Source organism: Enterobacter sp. PL_is511, assembly GCF_055816065.1.
The window spans coordinates 1-15,025 of sequence record NZ_JBVPGP010000008.1; the positions used below are offsets into that span (position 1 = coordinate 1).

Consider the following 15,025-nt stretch of genomic DNA (forward strand, 5'->3'; position numbering starts at 1 on the left):
GAGCACGGCGTGGCCGCGCACCTACGGCCCGCAGACGGCGAAAGTGGTGGGGCCGAACGGGGAGAGTATCTGGACGGACAAATACGGTCGGGTGAAGGTGAAGTTCCACTGGGACCGTCTGGCGAAGGGCGATGACACCAGCTCCTGCTGGGTGCGCGTGTCGAGCGCGTGGGCGGGCCAGGGCTACGGCGGGGTGCAGATCCCGCGCGTCGGCGATGAGGTGGTGGTGGACTTTATCAACGGCGACCCGGACCGTCCGATCATTACCGGGCGCGTGTACAACGACGCGAGCATGCCGCCGTGGGCGCTGCCGGCTGCGGCGACGCAGATGGGCTTTATGAGCCGCACGAAAGACGGTTCCGTGGACAACGCCAACGCCCTGCGGTTTGAGGATAAAGCGGGTGCAGAGCAGGTGTGGATCCAGGCCGAGCGCAACATGGACACCAGCGTTAAAAATGATGAAACGCACAGCGTCGGCGGCGAGCGCAGCCATTACGTGAAGAAAAATGAACTGCATCGCGTGGAAGCGAACCAGACACAGGCCGTGAAAGGTGGCACCGAGATCCTGACGGGTAAAGGCAAGCTGGATGCGGCGGTGGAGCAGTATGTTATCGCTTCCGGGACGAAGCTGCGGCTGGTCTCCGGTGAGAGTGCCATTGAGCTGAATGCTAACGGCAAGATTAACCTCATCGGCAAAGAGTTTAACTTCTTCGTGGAAGGGGATGGGTATATCACCACGGGCGGTAAGCTGCATCTGAATACCTCTGGTACAAAACCGGGCACCACGGCGCCGGGATCGGGGCATAAAGGGGATATTGATGCGGCGGTGCAGGCGAAATTTACGGCCAAAGATGAGTAAAGCAGGTGCGGTGCTTATCGCGTTACTAACGACGGGAATGGCTGGAGGAGATGCGCAGAAAAAGGATCTTTGGATGTTTATTTCCGGGATGAGTGCATCGCTTAAGACGTTATCCGTTACAACCCTCAGTAACGCGCCGTTATCGTTTAAGATGACCAGGCAAAATGAATATATCAGTTTCTACAATGCCGACGATATCAAACTCGCTGATGGAACGAACATAACCGCAATTGGGTTACGTTTAAGCAAACAAAACGACGGCATGGCGCCTTTACTGAATTTTTCACCTTCCTCAGGTCAATGCATAACGCTTGATACCGTTAAAAAGCGCTATCCGCAGCTGAGGTTAACTGATTATCCGCGCGGCCGTTCGGAGAACGAAGTGACCAGCTATACAGCCCGAAAAGATATGAATGGACAAAAAGTGAGCTTCAGTTTCAGCGTGAAAAATCCTCACTGTCTGGGTTCAGTCGTCATTAGCGCCGACTAAGAAATACTGCACTCATGTCCTGACGGTTTCTTCAGGGTGATAATGGCCATACACATTCAATAAATGACGATTAACGTGAAAAAACACACGCCGATATTTCTTTGTTCCGTCCTGATGTTTACCTGTCTCGGCAGCAATGTGGTTTTGGCTCAGGTGATGCCTCCCGTTCTGACAAAACGGGATTTTTCTGTGCAGATCAAAGACCAGCCTGTCGCCCTGGGCGACAGATGGACGCTTGATATTGCCCGTAAAATTGGCGTGCCGGTGGAAGGCAGTTTTACCGGTGAGGTTCCTTTTGATGGAGTCCAATATAAATTCTTTCAGCATCAAAACGCTGGAGTAGAAATATTCACTTCCAACCTCTGGTGGGATAAAGCGGAAAGAAGCTTTGATGATTATATCGTGTCTCAAATTACGCTGACTGCCGAAGACTTCGCAACGCCGCGCGGTGTCCATGTGGGTTCAACGAGAAAGGAACTGAACAGCGCATACGGTACCGGTCAGGTCGAAAATGATGCCGGGGAGCAGTGGATTACCTACGAATTGGATAAAAAACTGCTCTCTTTTGAGATAAAAGGCGACAACGTTATAAAAATAACGATGAATTACAACAATGATTCTCAAGAATAATTTATGACCAAAAAATATGTTGCAACCGTATTGTTCACGGCTTTATTGACAGGCGCAGTTGAAACGTCATCTGCGTTAGAGTTATCGCAATACAATAACCTCGATACGGTCAGACGCATCGTTAACGACAGCGAAGTGACAGACAATCTCAGGAAGACGTTGGGAGATCATTACCAGACCTTTATTGATAACTTTGATGTCTTCGGCGAACCACATACCACCCCAGGTGGCGGATTGTTTGTTGAGGGCTGGCTAAAAGATCTTTATCAGGAGAACGCATCCGCGCTGGTCATCAATCCTGACGGCAAAATCTTTGCGGCCTGGGTGGTTCCAGAATCAAACGTTATCCATTACCAGTCATCTGATAATAGTCAGGCCATTAATGCCGATATTCAGCAATGGGCCGCCAGATTCAATACGATGCAGTTTGCAAAAAGCAGCCAATCAGGACTCGCGTTTGACGGGGAGTGGGCTGGTGAATTCGAGAACGACTCGACGTTAACCCTGCGGCTAGCTGAATCTGGCAACCGTATCACCGGGTCTTATTGCTATGTCTCCCGGAGAGGAAACCGCATCGATTGCCCGGAAGATGATGAGCATAATCTTAGCGGTACGATCGCGGGAAACCGTGCGAACGTTGAGTTCAACTCATCGTTTGGCGGCGCAGGTGGACGGGCTGTTCTGGAACTAAAGGGGAGTGAAATGGAATGGCGTTTAGTTACTCCTCCTCAAAAAGGAAATGATTATGCTCCGCTGCGTTATACGTTACGTAAAGCCGCTTCGGTTCAAAACGCGGAAACCAGAAAACTGGACACCGAAAAGTTCACTATCTCTCTGATAAACAAGTGCGGGCGTTTCGAGGGTGAATGTGACCAGATGGTTTATCTCGGTGTGCGCAAAAGCGATAACAGTACGATCTCCTTAAAGGGAAAAACGTTACACGACCCCGCAGGTAAAATAATCGGCTCAACGTACAAGAACGGCGAGATCGCTTATACCGTCACGTATGCACCCGTGAAATTGGTTGTCAGCAAAGGCAGCCATGTTTTAGTCGAACAGTCAGGCCAGTGGCTTAAATAACTATAGCCAGCCAAAAGGCCAGCATCGATTGGCCTTCTTGTTTCTCTCAATATTAAGCATCCCGAGTTCACTTATGAAATACACCCTCCAGGAAGGCTCGTTTTCCCTTTTTCCTGCTGCCTGGCAGGATAACAGTATGAACATTATTCGCGATGACGAAAGCGGGCTGTCCGTAGTGGTCAGCCGCGGTGTGATTCCCGATGGCAGCGACTACAAACAAGAGTTTCACCGCCAGTGGGATGTGTTGCGTCCTCAGATGGGTGAGATCGCCCAGAGCGAATTCCGGGACGTAAAAGCCGGGCCTGACGGAAACATTAACGGGCTGGAAGTTGAAACCACGTTTGACCGTAACGGGCAACGCCTGTGGCAAAAACAGCTGGCCGTGCAGACGCCGGGCAAACCGGTATTGATGATTTTTACCCTCTCGGCACTCAGAGCCTTTACCGAAGAGGACGAGGTGCGCTGGAGCGCGCTTAAGCAGAGCCTGACGCTAAACGACAACCGGAATGTGTAAGGCATGAGCGATAACAACGCGGCCCGTAAGGGCGACGAGATTATTCACTCCAGCATTTTTGCTGACATCACCAGCATTGTGGCGGAAGGTGCCGCCTATGCGGTGATCGGCGCGGCGGTGGGGCTGGCGGCTACGGCCGCCGCGCCACTCCTCGGTGCTGGAGCCGCCGCAGCAGGCGTGGCGGCAGTCGGATCCAGCTGTCTGTTAAGCGGGATTATTGGCGGCGTGCTGGCGAACGTGGCGGGGATCACCGACGATATCAGCAACGCCGCGGAAGGGTTAGGCAATGCGCTCTTCCCGCCGTCGCCTGCGGGTAAAATTACCACCGGCTCGAACAACGTTCTGACCAACGCAATCCCCGCCGCCCGCGCGGCAGGCACGCTGACGCCCGCCGATACACCGTCCCCTGAGCCGCAGTCGCCGGGCAGCTTTGCCGATTACGCGGGCATGCTGCTTTCCGCTGCCGGACAGTTTGGCAGCGAAATGTGGCAGCCGAGCGTGGCCTCTGCCGCGGCGGGGACCTCGCCGCTGGAAGAAGACAAGGTGGCGTGTGAAAAGCACTCCGGGCCGCAGTATCTGGCGGAAGGTTCTAAAAGCGTCTTCATTAACGGACAGCCCGCGGTGCGCGCGAAAGATCGCACCACCTGCGAAGGCACCGTGTCCGACGACGTCTCCCCGAACGTGATCATCGGCGGGGACACGCTCACGGTTCGCGATATCAAAAGCGGTAAAACGCCGGGTCTGGCGCTGGGGATGATTGCGCTCTCCCTGCTGCGCGGGCGTCCGGGCAAGCTCCTGAAAAACATGCCCTGCGCGCTGGCGGCGGCCGGCGGCGGGATGCTGGCGGATATGGCCGTCAACGCCGTGTTTGGCTCCTCGCACCCGGTCCACGCCGCCACCGGCGTGAAGGTGCTGAACGACGACGATGAGCTCGACTTCTCGCTGCCGGGGCGCTTCCCGCTTCGCTGGCAGCGCAGCTACAACAGCCTGACGACCCGCGAAGGGCTGTTTGGTCTGGGCTGGGCAACGACTTTTGACAGCTATCTGACGCTGGAAGATAACAATGCGACCTGGTTCGATGAAACCGGGCGCGAGCTGAGCTTTGAACTGCCGCCTGTCGACCGCGCGTTTTACAGCATCAGCGAAGGCATCATTATCCGCCGCAATGAGAACGGCGACGTGGCGATTGCCGACGATGACGGTGCAGTGTGGCGTCTGTACAAACCGACCCGCATCAATCCTTCTATCCTGCGTCTGGCCTCCCTCAGCGACGAGTACGGCAACGCGCTGCTGACGGCGTGGGACGAGCACGGCAGGCTGGTTGGTATTCATGATGAGCCGCGGGCGATAGACGTCACCCTGCGCTATGAAGATGAGCGCTTCCCGCTGCGCGTGACCTCGGCCAGCCATTTCGACGGCAACCAAACCTGGCCGCTGATGCAGTGGGGCTACGACGCGCGCGGCCAGCTGGCGAGCGCGACGGATGCCTCCGGCGTGGTGACGCGTGAATACCGTTATAACGAGCACGGGCTGATGGTCTGGCACTGCCTGCCGGGCGGTCTGGAGAGCGAATACCGCTGGCAAAAATTCGACCACTGGCGCGTGGTGGAAAACCGCACCAGCACCGGCGACGGCTGCCGCTTTAGCTATGATTTAGCCGCCGGGCTGACGACCGTCGAGCACTACGATGGTCAGACGCGCCGCCACTACTGGAACGCGCAGAATCTGATTGTCCGCTACGTTGACGAGCGCGGTGAAAACTGGCGCTACGAGTGGGATGATAACGAGCTTCTCACGCGTCGCATCGATCCGCTCGGCAACTCCGTCACCTTCGTCTACGACGAGATGGGCAACCGGGTGCAGGAGACCGATGCCGACGGCAATACCCGCACCACCACCTGGCTGGAGCACCGCGCGCTTCCCGCGGCTATTATCGAAGCCGACGGCAGCGCCACCCGGTTCTGGTACGACGAACACCACGGGCTGAAGCGCGTGGTGGATCCGATGGGGCAGACTACGCAGCTGCGCCGGGACGCGTTCGGCCTGGTCGTGGAAGAGGTCGATGCCGCAGGCAACAGCCGCTACCAGGAGTACAACGAGGCCGGGCAGATTATCCGTTCGACGGACTGTTCCGGGCGAATTACCCGCTATCGCTATCATCCGCTGGGCTGGCTGGTGGCCGAGACTGGCGCCGACGGTGAAGAGACGCGCTACCGCTACGACGCCGCAGGGCGTCCGGTGCAGCTCGATCGCCCGGAAGGCTGGACGGAATCGCTCAAATGGAACGAACGTGGCCTGCCGGTGAAGCATGCGGGCGCCGACGGGAAAGAGAGCGAGTTCAGATATGACGAGGCGGGGCGCTTAACCGCCACCCGTAATACGCAGGGTGAAGAGGTGCGCCGCCGCTGGGACAGCCGCGGGCGTCTGATTGCCCTGGAAAACGAGAACGGCGAAGCGTATCAGTTCCGCTGGGGGCCAGACTCGCTGCTGCTGGAAGAGGTGGGGCTCGATGGCGTAGCCTCGCAGTATCGCTATGATGCCTGCGGGCGCACGATTGCGCGCACCTTTGCCGCCGGTCATCCGGAGGCTATCACCCACGCCTTCGCCTGGAGCGCGAGCGGTCAGTTGGTCGCCCGCACCACGCCGGAAGGGCAGACACGCTACCACTACACGCCGTCCGGGCTGTTAAGCCGGATTGGGCTGCATCCTGCGCTTTCAGCCGACGCGTGGAGCACCGAGGCAGAGCAGGAGCTCGTCTTTGAGTATGATGCGCTCGGTCGCGTGACGCGCGAGGCGGGCGAGCACGGCGAGCTGGCGTGGGAGTATGACGCGCTGGGCAACCGCACCTCCGTCACGCTGCCCGATGGCCGCGAGCTGAAGCAGTTCTACTACGGCAGCGGGCATCTGCTCAGCATTGCTCTCGACAAGCTGTCGGTCTCCGATTTTACTCGCGACGAACTACACCGTGAGACCAGCCGCACCCAGGGGCTGTTGACCACCCGCAGCGAATACGACCGCCTCGGCCGACTGCACCGCCGGGACGTCTTTACCGGCAATGCCCAGCGACCGTCACCGCGCCGCTGGTCCCGCCGCTGGGATTACGACTACCGCAATAATCTGGTGCGCGAAGAGCGGGACGATAACCCGTTCAGCTGGTACCGCTGGCAGTACGACAGCGCCGGGCGCCTGCTCGTTCAGGACGGCACGCTGCCCGGACAGGAGCAGTGGCGCTGGGATGCTGCCGGTAACCCGCTCGAAGGATCTGCTGAGAAGGTCACGCACAACCGCCTGACGCAGCTGAACGGCATTCGCTGGCGTTATGACATCCACGGCCGCACCGTGGAGAAGGATAACGGCCAGACCCGCTGGCACTACCGCTACGACGGCGAACATCGCCTGACGGAAGTCATCAGCCAGCCGCGGGATCGCAATAAACCGCAGACGCAGGTCAGCTTCCGCTACGATCCGCTCGGGCGACGCATCAGCAAAACGCGACGCCAGATGCTGGGCGGACAGCCAACCGGCAAGCCGGTCACCACCCGGTTTGTCTGGGAAGGGTTCCGGCTGTTGCAGGAAGTGCACGGGGATGTGCCGCTCACTTACGTCTACAGCGATCAGGACAGCTACGACCCGCTGGCGCGTATTGACGGCGTGGAAGCGCCGGAGATTTTCTGGTTCCACTGCCAGCCCAACGGCACGCCGGAGCGGATGACGGATAGCGAAGGGCAGGTGCGCTGGGAAGGCGTTAACAGCGCCTGGGGCAAGCTGCTGCGGGAAAGCGAGACGCAGCTATCAGGATATTCCCAGAACCTGCGGATGCAGGGGCAATACCTGGACCGTGAGACAGGGCTGCACTACAATCTGTTCCGGTATTACGACCCGGACTGCGGACGGTTTACGCAGCAGGACCCGATAGGGCTGGCGGGGGGGATAAACCTTTACCAGTATGCGCCGAATGCGCTGGGGTGGGTGGATCCGTGGGGGTTAAGCCGATGCAATACAGGGAAAAAACCAGGGCCGCAACTTCCTGGAGGAATTGCAGAAACATTTGATAAAAGCGTTTATAAAAACAGGCAGCTGAAAAGAGACGAGACTTTTTATAAATATCATGGTGTAAATAATAGAACAGGAAGAAAAATTTCTTGGCTGACAAATGAAAAATACAATTCCGAGGAGGTTTTGCGAGAAAAGCTAGCTATTCGCCATGATTGGGGTGTTAATATTACTAATGTATCAGAGTTTAGAGTTCCTAAAGGAACGTGGGTGAGTGAAGGTCCTGCTGCAGCTCAAGGGGCAGGATATCCTGGGATGGGATACCAGGCTGTGGTATCAAATCTTCCAAGAGCATGGGTGGTTAAAACTTTAAGGGTTCCCTGGTAATGAAATTGAATAACTTAAAAAATGCACTTGAAAAAATAATTTTTGAACTTAATGCCAATGGTAAACATGAATCGGTAAATTTTTTTCAAACTCGTTATGAACAGATAAAAATTTTTGGAGACAAAATTCCATTTGAAATAATTGAAAGTCTGTCAACATGCAGAGCTATGGCTCAATACGCAAACTTTTCCCTCAGGGAAGAAAAACTTTTAGATGATGTTGTTAATTACGCACTTGATATTAAAAAAATGATGCCCTGATATTAAGCAAAGAGAAGGATTGATTTTTGCGAGGTTATAATTAAGCAGCGTCTGTTTTTGAAGTGCTCACTCAAACAACAAAAAACAGATAATTTTTAATAAAAGAACACTATTGGCTGGCTTAATATATTAAAATCAAAGCCCGGGTCACGCAACTGAACGGTATTCGCTGGCGCTATGACATCCACGGCCGTACCGTAGAGAAGGATAACGGCCAGATCCGGCACTACCGGTAAGATGGCGAACACCGCCTGGGGCAAGCTGTTGCGGGAGAGCGAGACGCAGGGATCAGGATATTCTCAGAACCTGCGGATGCAGGGGCAATACCTGGACCGTGAGACAGGACTGCACGACAATCTGTTCCGGTATTACGACCCGGACTGCGGACGGTTTACGCAGCAGGACCCGATAGGGCTGGCGGGGGGGATAAACCTTTACCAGTATGCGCCGAATGCGCTGGGGTGGGTGGATCCGTGGGGGTTGAGCTGTAAATGTAAGGATCCATCTAAAGAAGCTACGAGATGGCAAGGTCAAGGTGATTACAAAGTATAGATGTCTACAAAAACAGGAAACTGAAAAAAGGCACGATTCTGTATGCATTATATCCAAACGGTGATACTCCTCCATCATATGCAGTGACTTATCCAACCGTTAGGCAAAATAAAGGAAATGCTATAGGCTACCATGAAGCACTTCAGGTTAAAATAGATCCTCATCGTACATTAAGAACGCAAGTTAGAGCTTATTATGTAAGTGAGGATATTGATGTAGCATATGGAAGAGCATTGGCTAATGAGATATATGGTCGAGGGGGGGGCAATTCTTTATCCCTGAGGAATTTAGAAATCTTTTGATACCGGGGAAGGTCATTAGCATATGATTAATTTTAAAATTAACGTGGTAAATGGTAAGGTTGAGTTAGACAATAAATGTCTTTTAATACAAAGGGAGGAGGAATTTATAACTTCTGATCTTTACAAATATCTTGAATCAGAAAATAAAATGCAGAAATTAATTCCCCATCATTATACAGTTAATACCGTTCTTTGGTCGGGAAAGGAATTCGAGATTATAATACAACCATTATGCTTCAGTAATTTGCCATTTACGGTGCAATTAATTTATAAAGAGGGAGGGTATTATAAGGCAATAAATGATTGGAATAAGGTTTCTAACATTGATATGCTAAATAAAGAAGTCGAATTTTTATATCAATGGGTGTCGGGTGAATATGATCTTGGCAAACCAGATGAAAAAGAAAAACATAGTATAATGTGGCACTTGGAATGGGGTGATATAACTATTTGCTATGATATTAAATCATTTAATTGCGGTATTTATTTAACGTGGAATTAACTATTAAATAAGGTTGTCATATTGTGCTGATAACCCGCTTGAAGGTTCCGCTGATAAGGTCACGCACAACCGCCTGACGCAGCTGAACGGCATTCGCTGGCGTTATGACATCCACGGCCGCACCGTGGAGAAGGATAACGGCCAGACCCGCTGGCACTACCGCTACAACGGCGAACACCGCCTGACGGAAGTCATCAGCCAGCCGCGGGATCGCAACAAACCGCAGACGCAGGTCAGCTTCCGCTACGATCCGCTCGGTCGCCGCATCAGCAAAACGCGCCGCCAGATGCTGGGCCGACAGCCAACCGGTAAGCCGGTTACCAACCGGTTTGTCTGGGAAGGGTTCCGGCTGCTGCAGGAAGTGCACGGGGATGTGCCGCTGACCTACGTTTACAGCGATCAGGACAGCTACGACCCGCTGGCGCGTATTGACGGCGTTGATGCCCCGGAGATTTTCTGGTTCCACTTCCAGCCGAACGGCACGCCGGAGCGAATTCTGCTCACCATGTTATACCCGTTGAGGTGTGGAAAGAGGAGCAATCATTCTTCAATAATATTGGCATCGGAAAAGACATGAACTCTGCGTTTAATGGTATTAATTTTCCAGGTAGCGCATCAGCGATGAAACAAGATGCAGGGAAAGGTATGGATATCTTCCATAGCAGTAATTATCATAACTATAGTGACATTCTCCGTCGGCGCATTGCTCGTGTTGAGTAACGATATATTTCTGGAAGATTAGATGCTAAAGGGGCGAGGATAGCTATAAGGCGGATCCAGATTGATATGAAGAATAAAATTTGGATGGGTCATGTTCCCACAAAAAAATCAGGGGAATGAATTAATGTCCTATTATGTGATCATGAATGACTTTGAATCATCACGCATGCCAAGAAATTTACAGGGCATGGTTGATGAAAGATTACAGGTTAATGAAAACTGGGAAATAGAAGGCTCTGCCTTTCCCTTCCCTTATCGAATAACAGACGATGCATGCCCAGACCATATTTATTTGTTGTGCAATAAAAATGTTGGGGCTTTGAAATTTGACTATTATAAAAAAGACTTTGGACACTTGATGGATAAGTCTTTATTTTCGATTTTTGAAAATTATAAGCACAATGTTTTTTTTGGCCGAGATATTACACCAGTTTCGATTGGGAATGGTCAAGTTCTTCGGGATGATTTTAAATATGCATATTTTCCAGGCGGCGATGTTATAGATAAGGATAAATCTATTCTCGAAGAGGATAAGTTCGGAGATACCATACCTTTTAAAATTGAATTCAAGGATGATGCGCTAGAAAATGATATACTTTCGTTGAACGACACATTGTTAGGTGGTTTTATCATTGTTAAACAAGAGGTCAAGGAAGTTATAGACAGTAAAGGATTCCGGGGGGTGAAACTTGTTCCACTGGAAAATGCTTTAGACGTTTTTTGTGAAGATTATTTCTACGAAATACACTCAAATCGTAAAAGAAAGGGCAATAAACTACCTTAATATTGAAGGGTGTCGTGCCATTATTGATTCTTTGTTTTTCTTTTTTAATGGCGCGAAGAAGTTCTTTGGATTATGAGTACATTTTTCAACTATGGATATGGTAATTTTAAGCGTAGCCAATAATGTTAACGCTTAAAGAGGAATAATGCATATAAAAAATACTATCCAAGACTTTGTCAAGAAATTCAAAATGAATGATTTAAATATGGGAGAGATAGACTATGCAGACGATGAAAATGAAACTTCTTTTCCTGTAAATTTAAATGGTGAAATTCGATTTTTTTATAGCCATTTGATTTTAAATGACCACCCAACATTTGATGGTGCATTCATTATACAGATTGTTGAGCCCCAAGAGCTTAATAAAATGTTATCAGGCTGGCGAGTTCAAAATGACACGACCTGGCGCGATGAATATATAATCTTTGCTGAACGAAATGGAGATGTTCTTTTTTGTGATACCCAAAATATCACATCTCCTGTTTATGGTAGTATTCAAAAAAGAAATTTCATTATTTCCAATTCGTTAGCCGACTTTTTGGATGCTTTTTGTTCTGCCATTGAGATCGAACAAAGTAAATATGATGGTGATGCTACAGATGATGATTTTAATTTCAGAGAGGACTTTCTGGAAGATATCGATTTAATGCTAAAAAGCAAGCTTAAGGATGTTGAGGCGGAAGGTTTTAAGCAATTCTTTTTTGGCTAGGTTAATAATAAAAACTAACACTTTTAGAACCCTCCTTACTTCTGACAACATTTTTCGCTTAAAACCACTTTTATATAGGCAAGGAGGTCTCTTTTCGATTGATAATGAATAAGCATATGAAAAACGGTTTCGATAAATTTGATGAAAAAGTTACATCTCTTGTAGAAAAAGGAAACGAGTTCCATTTAAATGGGCCTCACCTAGTGAAGTTGCTGATCAGATGTGGAAAATGACAACAAAAACAGATGGTAAGTCGATTATTTTCAAATTGGGTGATGGAATAAAAAAGTACTGGAGTAATATTGTTATGAATACTAAAGGAATAAATACTAGAGACGATTTTATTAAATTTCTTGAGAATTTATCTTCAAATGCCAGAAATGATCTAAGTGAGTGGGAGAGCAAAGACTTACCCTCATATTTTGAATCGATGGCATCTTGGGTTGAAGATATGGATGGATATTATTTAAATCAAAAATTACCTGTTCCAGAAAATGTTAACTGGACATTTATTGCAGATATTTTAATGGCTGCAAGAGTTTATGAATAATATTCAATAATAATTGGCCGGGAAGAGCATCAAATCTTCCCGGCGTTTTATTATTTAACGTGTTAAAAAGTATGATGGCGTCCGAATCGTTCCGATGACCCGATAGGTTTTAATGGCGGTATAAATACTTACGTTTACGCCACTAATCCGTTGAATTGGGTTGAGCCATTAGGATTGAAAGCGAAGTGTGCACCGACTCGATAAAATGACCATAACCAGGCGGCATTTGGTAGGCAGTGGCAAGGAAGAGGGATTTATCAAGGCCGTTATTCTTGGTCAAACACAATGCTTAAAGAAGGCGATATTGTTTATGGTGGAGCACCTGGGCAGTCAGGATTTTATTTCGACAAAGCCACTTTAGAAGCTGCTAGTGGTAGTCGACAAAAATTATGGGAAAGTTTACAAGTTCTACCTCATGAAAAATATGGGTTTAGAAGTAAGATTCAGATGTATAGAGTCAAACGAGATGCTATTGCTGGTACGGGACAAGCTTTGTCACCAGATACTGAAATGTTAGGAAGCGGTGGCGGTACCCAATTCTTCCTTTCGAATTATAAAAAAGTTCTGGAACCTATTGGTCTTCCATTTGATATTGGGATGTGAAAATGAATTTTGACGCAGAAACTGGTGTTCTTAAATTTAATAAAAGGGTTCTATTAGGACCAAGAGTTACGAAGACAGAGTTGTTTAATAATACAAATGTAAGGTGGGAGGGGTGGCCTGAAAAAAAAAGACAATAAAACAGTCTCATACAGAACTATCCTTAAAGGTGACCATGAGTTCGGAGATATATATCTAATAATTGACTTCTTGGTTCACAATGATCCTAACTCAATAATTCGTAGTTGGCGCTTCGCCCCAGAAAAATTATTGATGGGAAAACAGAATAGACCCGAAGGGAAAGTCACCCGATGTTTAAGGGAATGGTTCAAAACTAAATCTACTATTGTTCTTCCTGTATCAAGGGAGTGGGGACATGTTGATGCTGCTTATGACCCTCATAACCTAACAGGAACAATTCTCTGCCACTATTGCTTAGACCCTCATGAATTGTAAGTGGAGAACCGGTAAAATATATGATTCAATTGAAGTTACTTATATGACTATATCATAGTGTTTCCAATATAAATTGGACAGTTGCCATCCTAAACGAGAAAATAAAAAGGTATAAGCCATTTTGTTGACATAGATGTTACTGGCCTGGATGTAATTGAACCCCGGAAAAATACATTCTTTATCTTAAACACAAAAGATCTTGATGTCTCCGAAAGAATTGTTAAAAGTGCGAGGAGTTGTGGTTGATGTGAAAAAATACTATAAAGGTAACGTTGATTTTATTGCAGGTGAAGGAATTATCCTCAATGAATTCATAGGGGAGGTGGCCACACGACAAATAAATATTATAGATGGCGATTGTTATGCATCTTCCTCTTTGCTAGATAAAAACGAGAAAGTTGGTTTTCTGCTGTATGATGGTAAAAAAAGCGATCTGGACTTAAGTGATACTGAAGAAATTTCGAATGAGGAATTTGAAACTTTCTGGAAAACATCAACGAGTTCATTGCAAGAAAAAAAACAAATAAAGCTCTTGTCTGGAAATGCTGTGGAACCTTTGAAAAAATCCATAGTTATTGCTCACATTGTGAATAATAAAGGGAAATGGGGTAAAGGCTTTGTTCTGTCTCTTTCAAATAAATATCCTTCTGCAAAGGAATACTATCTCAATAGCTTCAATGGAAATAACACCCCAGAATTAGGTACGGTTGATTTTGTCTTGGTTGATGCTAAAGAACAGATATTTATTGCTAATATGTATGCACAAGATGGTATTAAGAAAAATGTCAATGACAAAAATCAATACGTATGTTATGCATCCCTGGAAATTTGTCTTGAAAAGTTATCTGACTTTGCTTTAGTAAATCGCCTTTCAGTACAAATGCCAAGAATAGGCGCTGGCCTCGGTGGAGGTGATTGGGATGTTATAGAGTCATTGATACTTAAAAAGATTTGCTATAAGATGATCGATTGCAATGTAATAATTTTATAATATTAAATGATAATTTAATAATGCATTTTATTGAATTCGATTGTTGCTTAGAAAAGGATTTTTAATTAAAAGGACAGGCGCTTGAGTATGAAAATATCTATAACAAATACTATTGAAAAAGGAAACGAGTTACACGACAGCCAAAAATACGCCGAGGCTTTAGAACAATACCAAAAGGCCTGGCAAGCTCTTCCTGAACCAAAGTCCGAATCAGAATTTGCCAACTGGATCTCTGCATGCATGTACAGCGCATATTTTGATCTTGCGGATTACGTTGAGGCAAAGAAATGGGGAGAGACGGCTTTACGGACACGTGGATCGGATATAGACACTGCACCGTTAATCGACTTGGGTATGGTCTGTTACGAGTTGAATCAATTCAATGAAGCGTATAAATATTTTAACGATGCTTATAACTACGGCAAAGAGCGTGCTTTTCAGGATAGACCTAAAAAATATCTTGAGTTCTATCTGCGTAAGAAGGCGTAAGAACAGTAATTTATACCATTCAAAACAAATCAAACGTTAAACAAGAAGTTCATTACGTCGCCATCTTTAACGATGTAATCTTTATCGATGGGACAACTTTACCGGCAATGCCCAGCGCCCGTCGCCGCGCCGCTGGTCCCGCCGCCTGGAGTACGAT

Annotated in this window: 15 protein-coding genes and 2 pseudogenes; all 17 read left to right on the top strand. The window is 48.3% G+C overall.

The genetic code is table 11. The features are described from left to right. Positions 1-859, top strand: an 859-nt coding sequence (locus AC0TN7_RS00145; protein ID WP_473701745.1) for a type VI secretion system Vgr family protein, incomplete at its 5' end; no start/stop codon positions are given. Further along, on the top strand, positions 852-1,349 hold the full coding sequence (locus AC0TN7_RS00150; RefSeq protein ID WP_248164970.1) for a hypothetical protein: 498 nt from the start codon (positions 852-854) through the stop codon (positions 1,347-1,349). The genes AC0TN7_RS00145 and AC0TN7_RS00150, both read left to right, overlap by 8 nt. Before the next feature lie 75 nt (positions 1,350-1,424). Further along, positions 1,425-1,979, top strand: a complete 555-nt coding sequence (locus tag AC0TN7_RS00155) for a hypothetical protein (RefSeq protein ID WP_473701746.1) — start codon at positions 1,425-1,427, stop codon at positions 1,977-1,979. Positions 1,980-1,982: 3 nt separating this feature from the next. Next, on the top strand, positions 1,983-3,059 hold the full coding sequence (locus AC0TN7_RS00160; RefSeq protein WP_248164965.1) for a hypothetical protein: 1,077 nt from the start codon (positions 1,983-1,985) through the stop codon (positions 3,057-3,059). A 73-nt stretch (positions 3,060-3,132) separates the two neighbouring features. Further along, a complete protein-coding gene (locus tag AC0TN7_RS00165; protein WP_024909853.1) occupies positions 3,133-3,573 on the top strand; it encodes a DcrB-related protein in 441 nt (146 codons plus the stop codon). Positions 3,574-3,576: 3 nt separating this feature from the next. Then, positions 3,577-7,953: an RHS repeat-associated core domain-containing protein gene (locus tag AC0TN7_RS00170; protein ID WP_473701747.1), complete on the top strand. Its 4,377-nt coding sequence runs from the start codon at positions 3,577-3,579 to the stop codon at positions 7,951-7,953. Then, positions 7,953-8,213 (top strand): lipocalin-like domain-containing protein, encoded by a 261-nt coding sequence (locus tag AC0TN7_RS00175; RefSeq protein WP_048992723.1) that lies wholly within the window; start codon positions 7,953-7,955, stop codon positions 8,211-8,213. The genes AC0TN7_RS00170 and AC0TN7_RS00175 overlap by 1 nt, the downstream gene beginning before the upstream one ends. A 243-nt stretch (positions 8,214-8,456) precedes the next feature. After that, positions 8,457-8,765, top strand: a pseudogene (locus AC0TN7_RS00180) (RHS repeat-associated core domain-containing protein); the annotation flags it as partial. Positions 8,766-9,089: 324 nt separating this feature from the next. Continuing rightward, complete coding sequence (locus tag AC0TN7_RS00185) at positions 9,090-9,569, top strand: hypothetical protein (protein WP_126801770.1); 480 nt, start codon at positions 9,090-9,092, stop codon at positions 9,567-9,569. 25 nt (positions 9,570-9,594) lie between these two features. After that, positions 9,595-10,065: pseudogene (locus AC0TN7_RS00190) on the top strand (type IV secretion protein Rhs); the annotation flags it as partial. Positions 10,066-10,091: 26 nt separating this feature from the next. Continuing rightward, positions 10,092-10,289: a hypothetical protein gene (locus tag AC0TN7_RS00195; protein WP_071994455.1), complete on the top strand. Its 198-nt coding sequence runs from the start codon at positions 10,092-10,094 to the stop codon at positions 10,287-10,289. Between the two features lie 91 nt (positions 10,290-10,380). Beyond that, complete coding sequence (locus AC0TN7_RS00200; protein WP_473701748.1) at positions 10,381-11,073, top strand: Imm43 family immunity protein; 693 nt, start codon at positions 10,381-10,383, stop codon at positions 11,071-11,073. A gap of 190 nt (positions 11,074-11,263) precedes the next feature. Further along, positions 11,264-11,782 (top strand): hypothetical protein, encoded by a 519-nt coding sequence (locus tag AC0TN7_RS00205; protein ID WP_224752844.1) that lies wholly within the window; start codon positions 11,264-11,266, stop codon positions 11,780-11,782. Positions 11,783-12,011: 229 nt separating this feature from the next. After that, a complete protein-coding gene (locus tag AC0TN7_RS00210) occupies positions 12,012-12,332 on the top strand; it encodes a DUF7660 family protein (protein ID WP_230581847.1) in 321 nt (106 codons plus the stop codon). Between the two features lie 285 nt (positions 12,333-12,617). Further along, a complete protein-coding gene (locus AC0TN7_RS00215) occupies positions 12,618-12,935 on the top strand; it encodes a hypothetical protein (RefSeq protein WP_228117517.1) in 318 nt (105 codons plus the stop codon). Positions 12,936-13,590: 655 nt separating this feature from the next. Beyond that, on the top strand, positions 13,591-14,379 hold the full coding sequence (locus tag AC0TN7_RS00220) for a macro domain-containing protein (protein WP_473701749.1): 789 nt from the start codon (positions 13,591-13,593) through the stop codon (positions 14,377-14,379). Positions 14,380-14,466: 87 nt separating this feature from the next. After that, positions 14,467-14,868: a hypothetical protein gene (locus tag AC0TN7_RS00225; protein WP_024907040.1), complete on the top strand. Its 402-nt coding sequence runs from the start codon at positions 14,467-14,469 to the stop codon at positions 14,866-14,868. Positions 14,869-15,025: the final 157 nt, after the last annotated feature.

Coding starts and splice junctions, on each gene's coding strand:
- AC0TN7_RS00220 (WP_473701749.1), top strand. CDS start 13,591: ATGTCTCCGAAAGAATTGTTAAAAGTGCGAGGAGTTGTGGTTGATGTG.
- AC0TN7_RS00150 (WP_248164970.1), top strand. CDS start 852: ATGAGTAAAGCAGGTGCGGTGCTTATCGCGTTACTAACGACGGGAATG.
- AC0TN7_RS00225 (WP_024907040.1), top strand. CDS start 14,467: ATGAAAATATCTATAACAAATACTATTGAAAAAGGAAACGAGTTACAC.
- AC0TN7_RS00175 (WP_048992723.1), top strand. CDS start 7,953: ATGAAATTGAATAACTTAAAAAATGCACTTGAAAAAATAATTTTTGAA.
- AC0TN7_RS00210 (WP_230581847.1), top strand. CDS start 12,012: ATGACAACAAAAACAGATGGTAAGTCGATTATTTTCAAATTGGGTGAT.
- AC0TN7_RS00170 (WP_473701747.1), top strand. CDS start 3,577: ATGAGCGATAACAACGCGGCCCGTAAGGGCGACGAGATTATTCACTCC.
- AC0TN7_RS00205 (WP_224752844.1), top strand. CDS start 11,264: ATGAATGATTTAAATATGGGAGAGATAGACTATGCAGACGATGAAAAT.
- AC0TN7_RS00165 (WP_024909853.1), top strand. CDS start 3,133: ATGAAATACACCCTCCAGGAAGGCTCGTTTTCCCTTTTTCCTGCTGCC.
- AC0TN7_RS00215 (WP_228117517.1), top strand. CDS start 12,618: ATGCTTAAAGAAGGCGATATTGTTTATGGTGGAGCACCTGGGCAGTCA.
- AC0TN7_RS00200 (WP_473701748.1), top strand. CDS start 10,381: ATGTTCCCACAAAAAAATCAGGGGAATGAATTAATGTCCTATTATGTG.
- AC0TN7_RS00160 (WP_248164965.1), top strand. CDS start 1,983: ATGACCAAAAAATATGTTGCAACCGTATTGTTCACGGCTTTATTGACA.
- AC0TN7_RS00185 (WP_126801770.1), top strand. CDS start 9,090: ATGATTAATTTTAAAATTAACGTGGTAAATGGTAAGGTTGAGTTAGAC.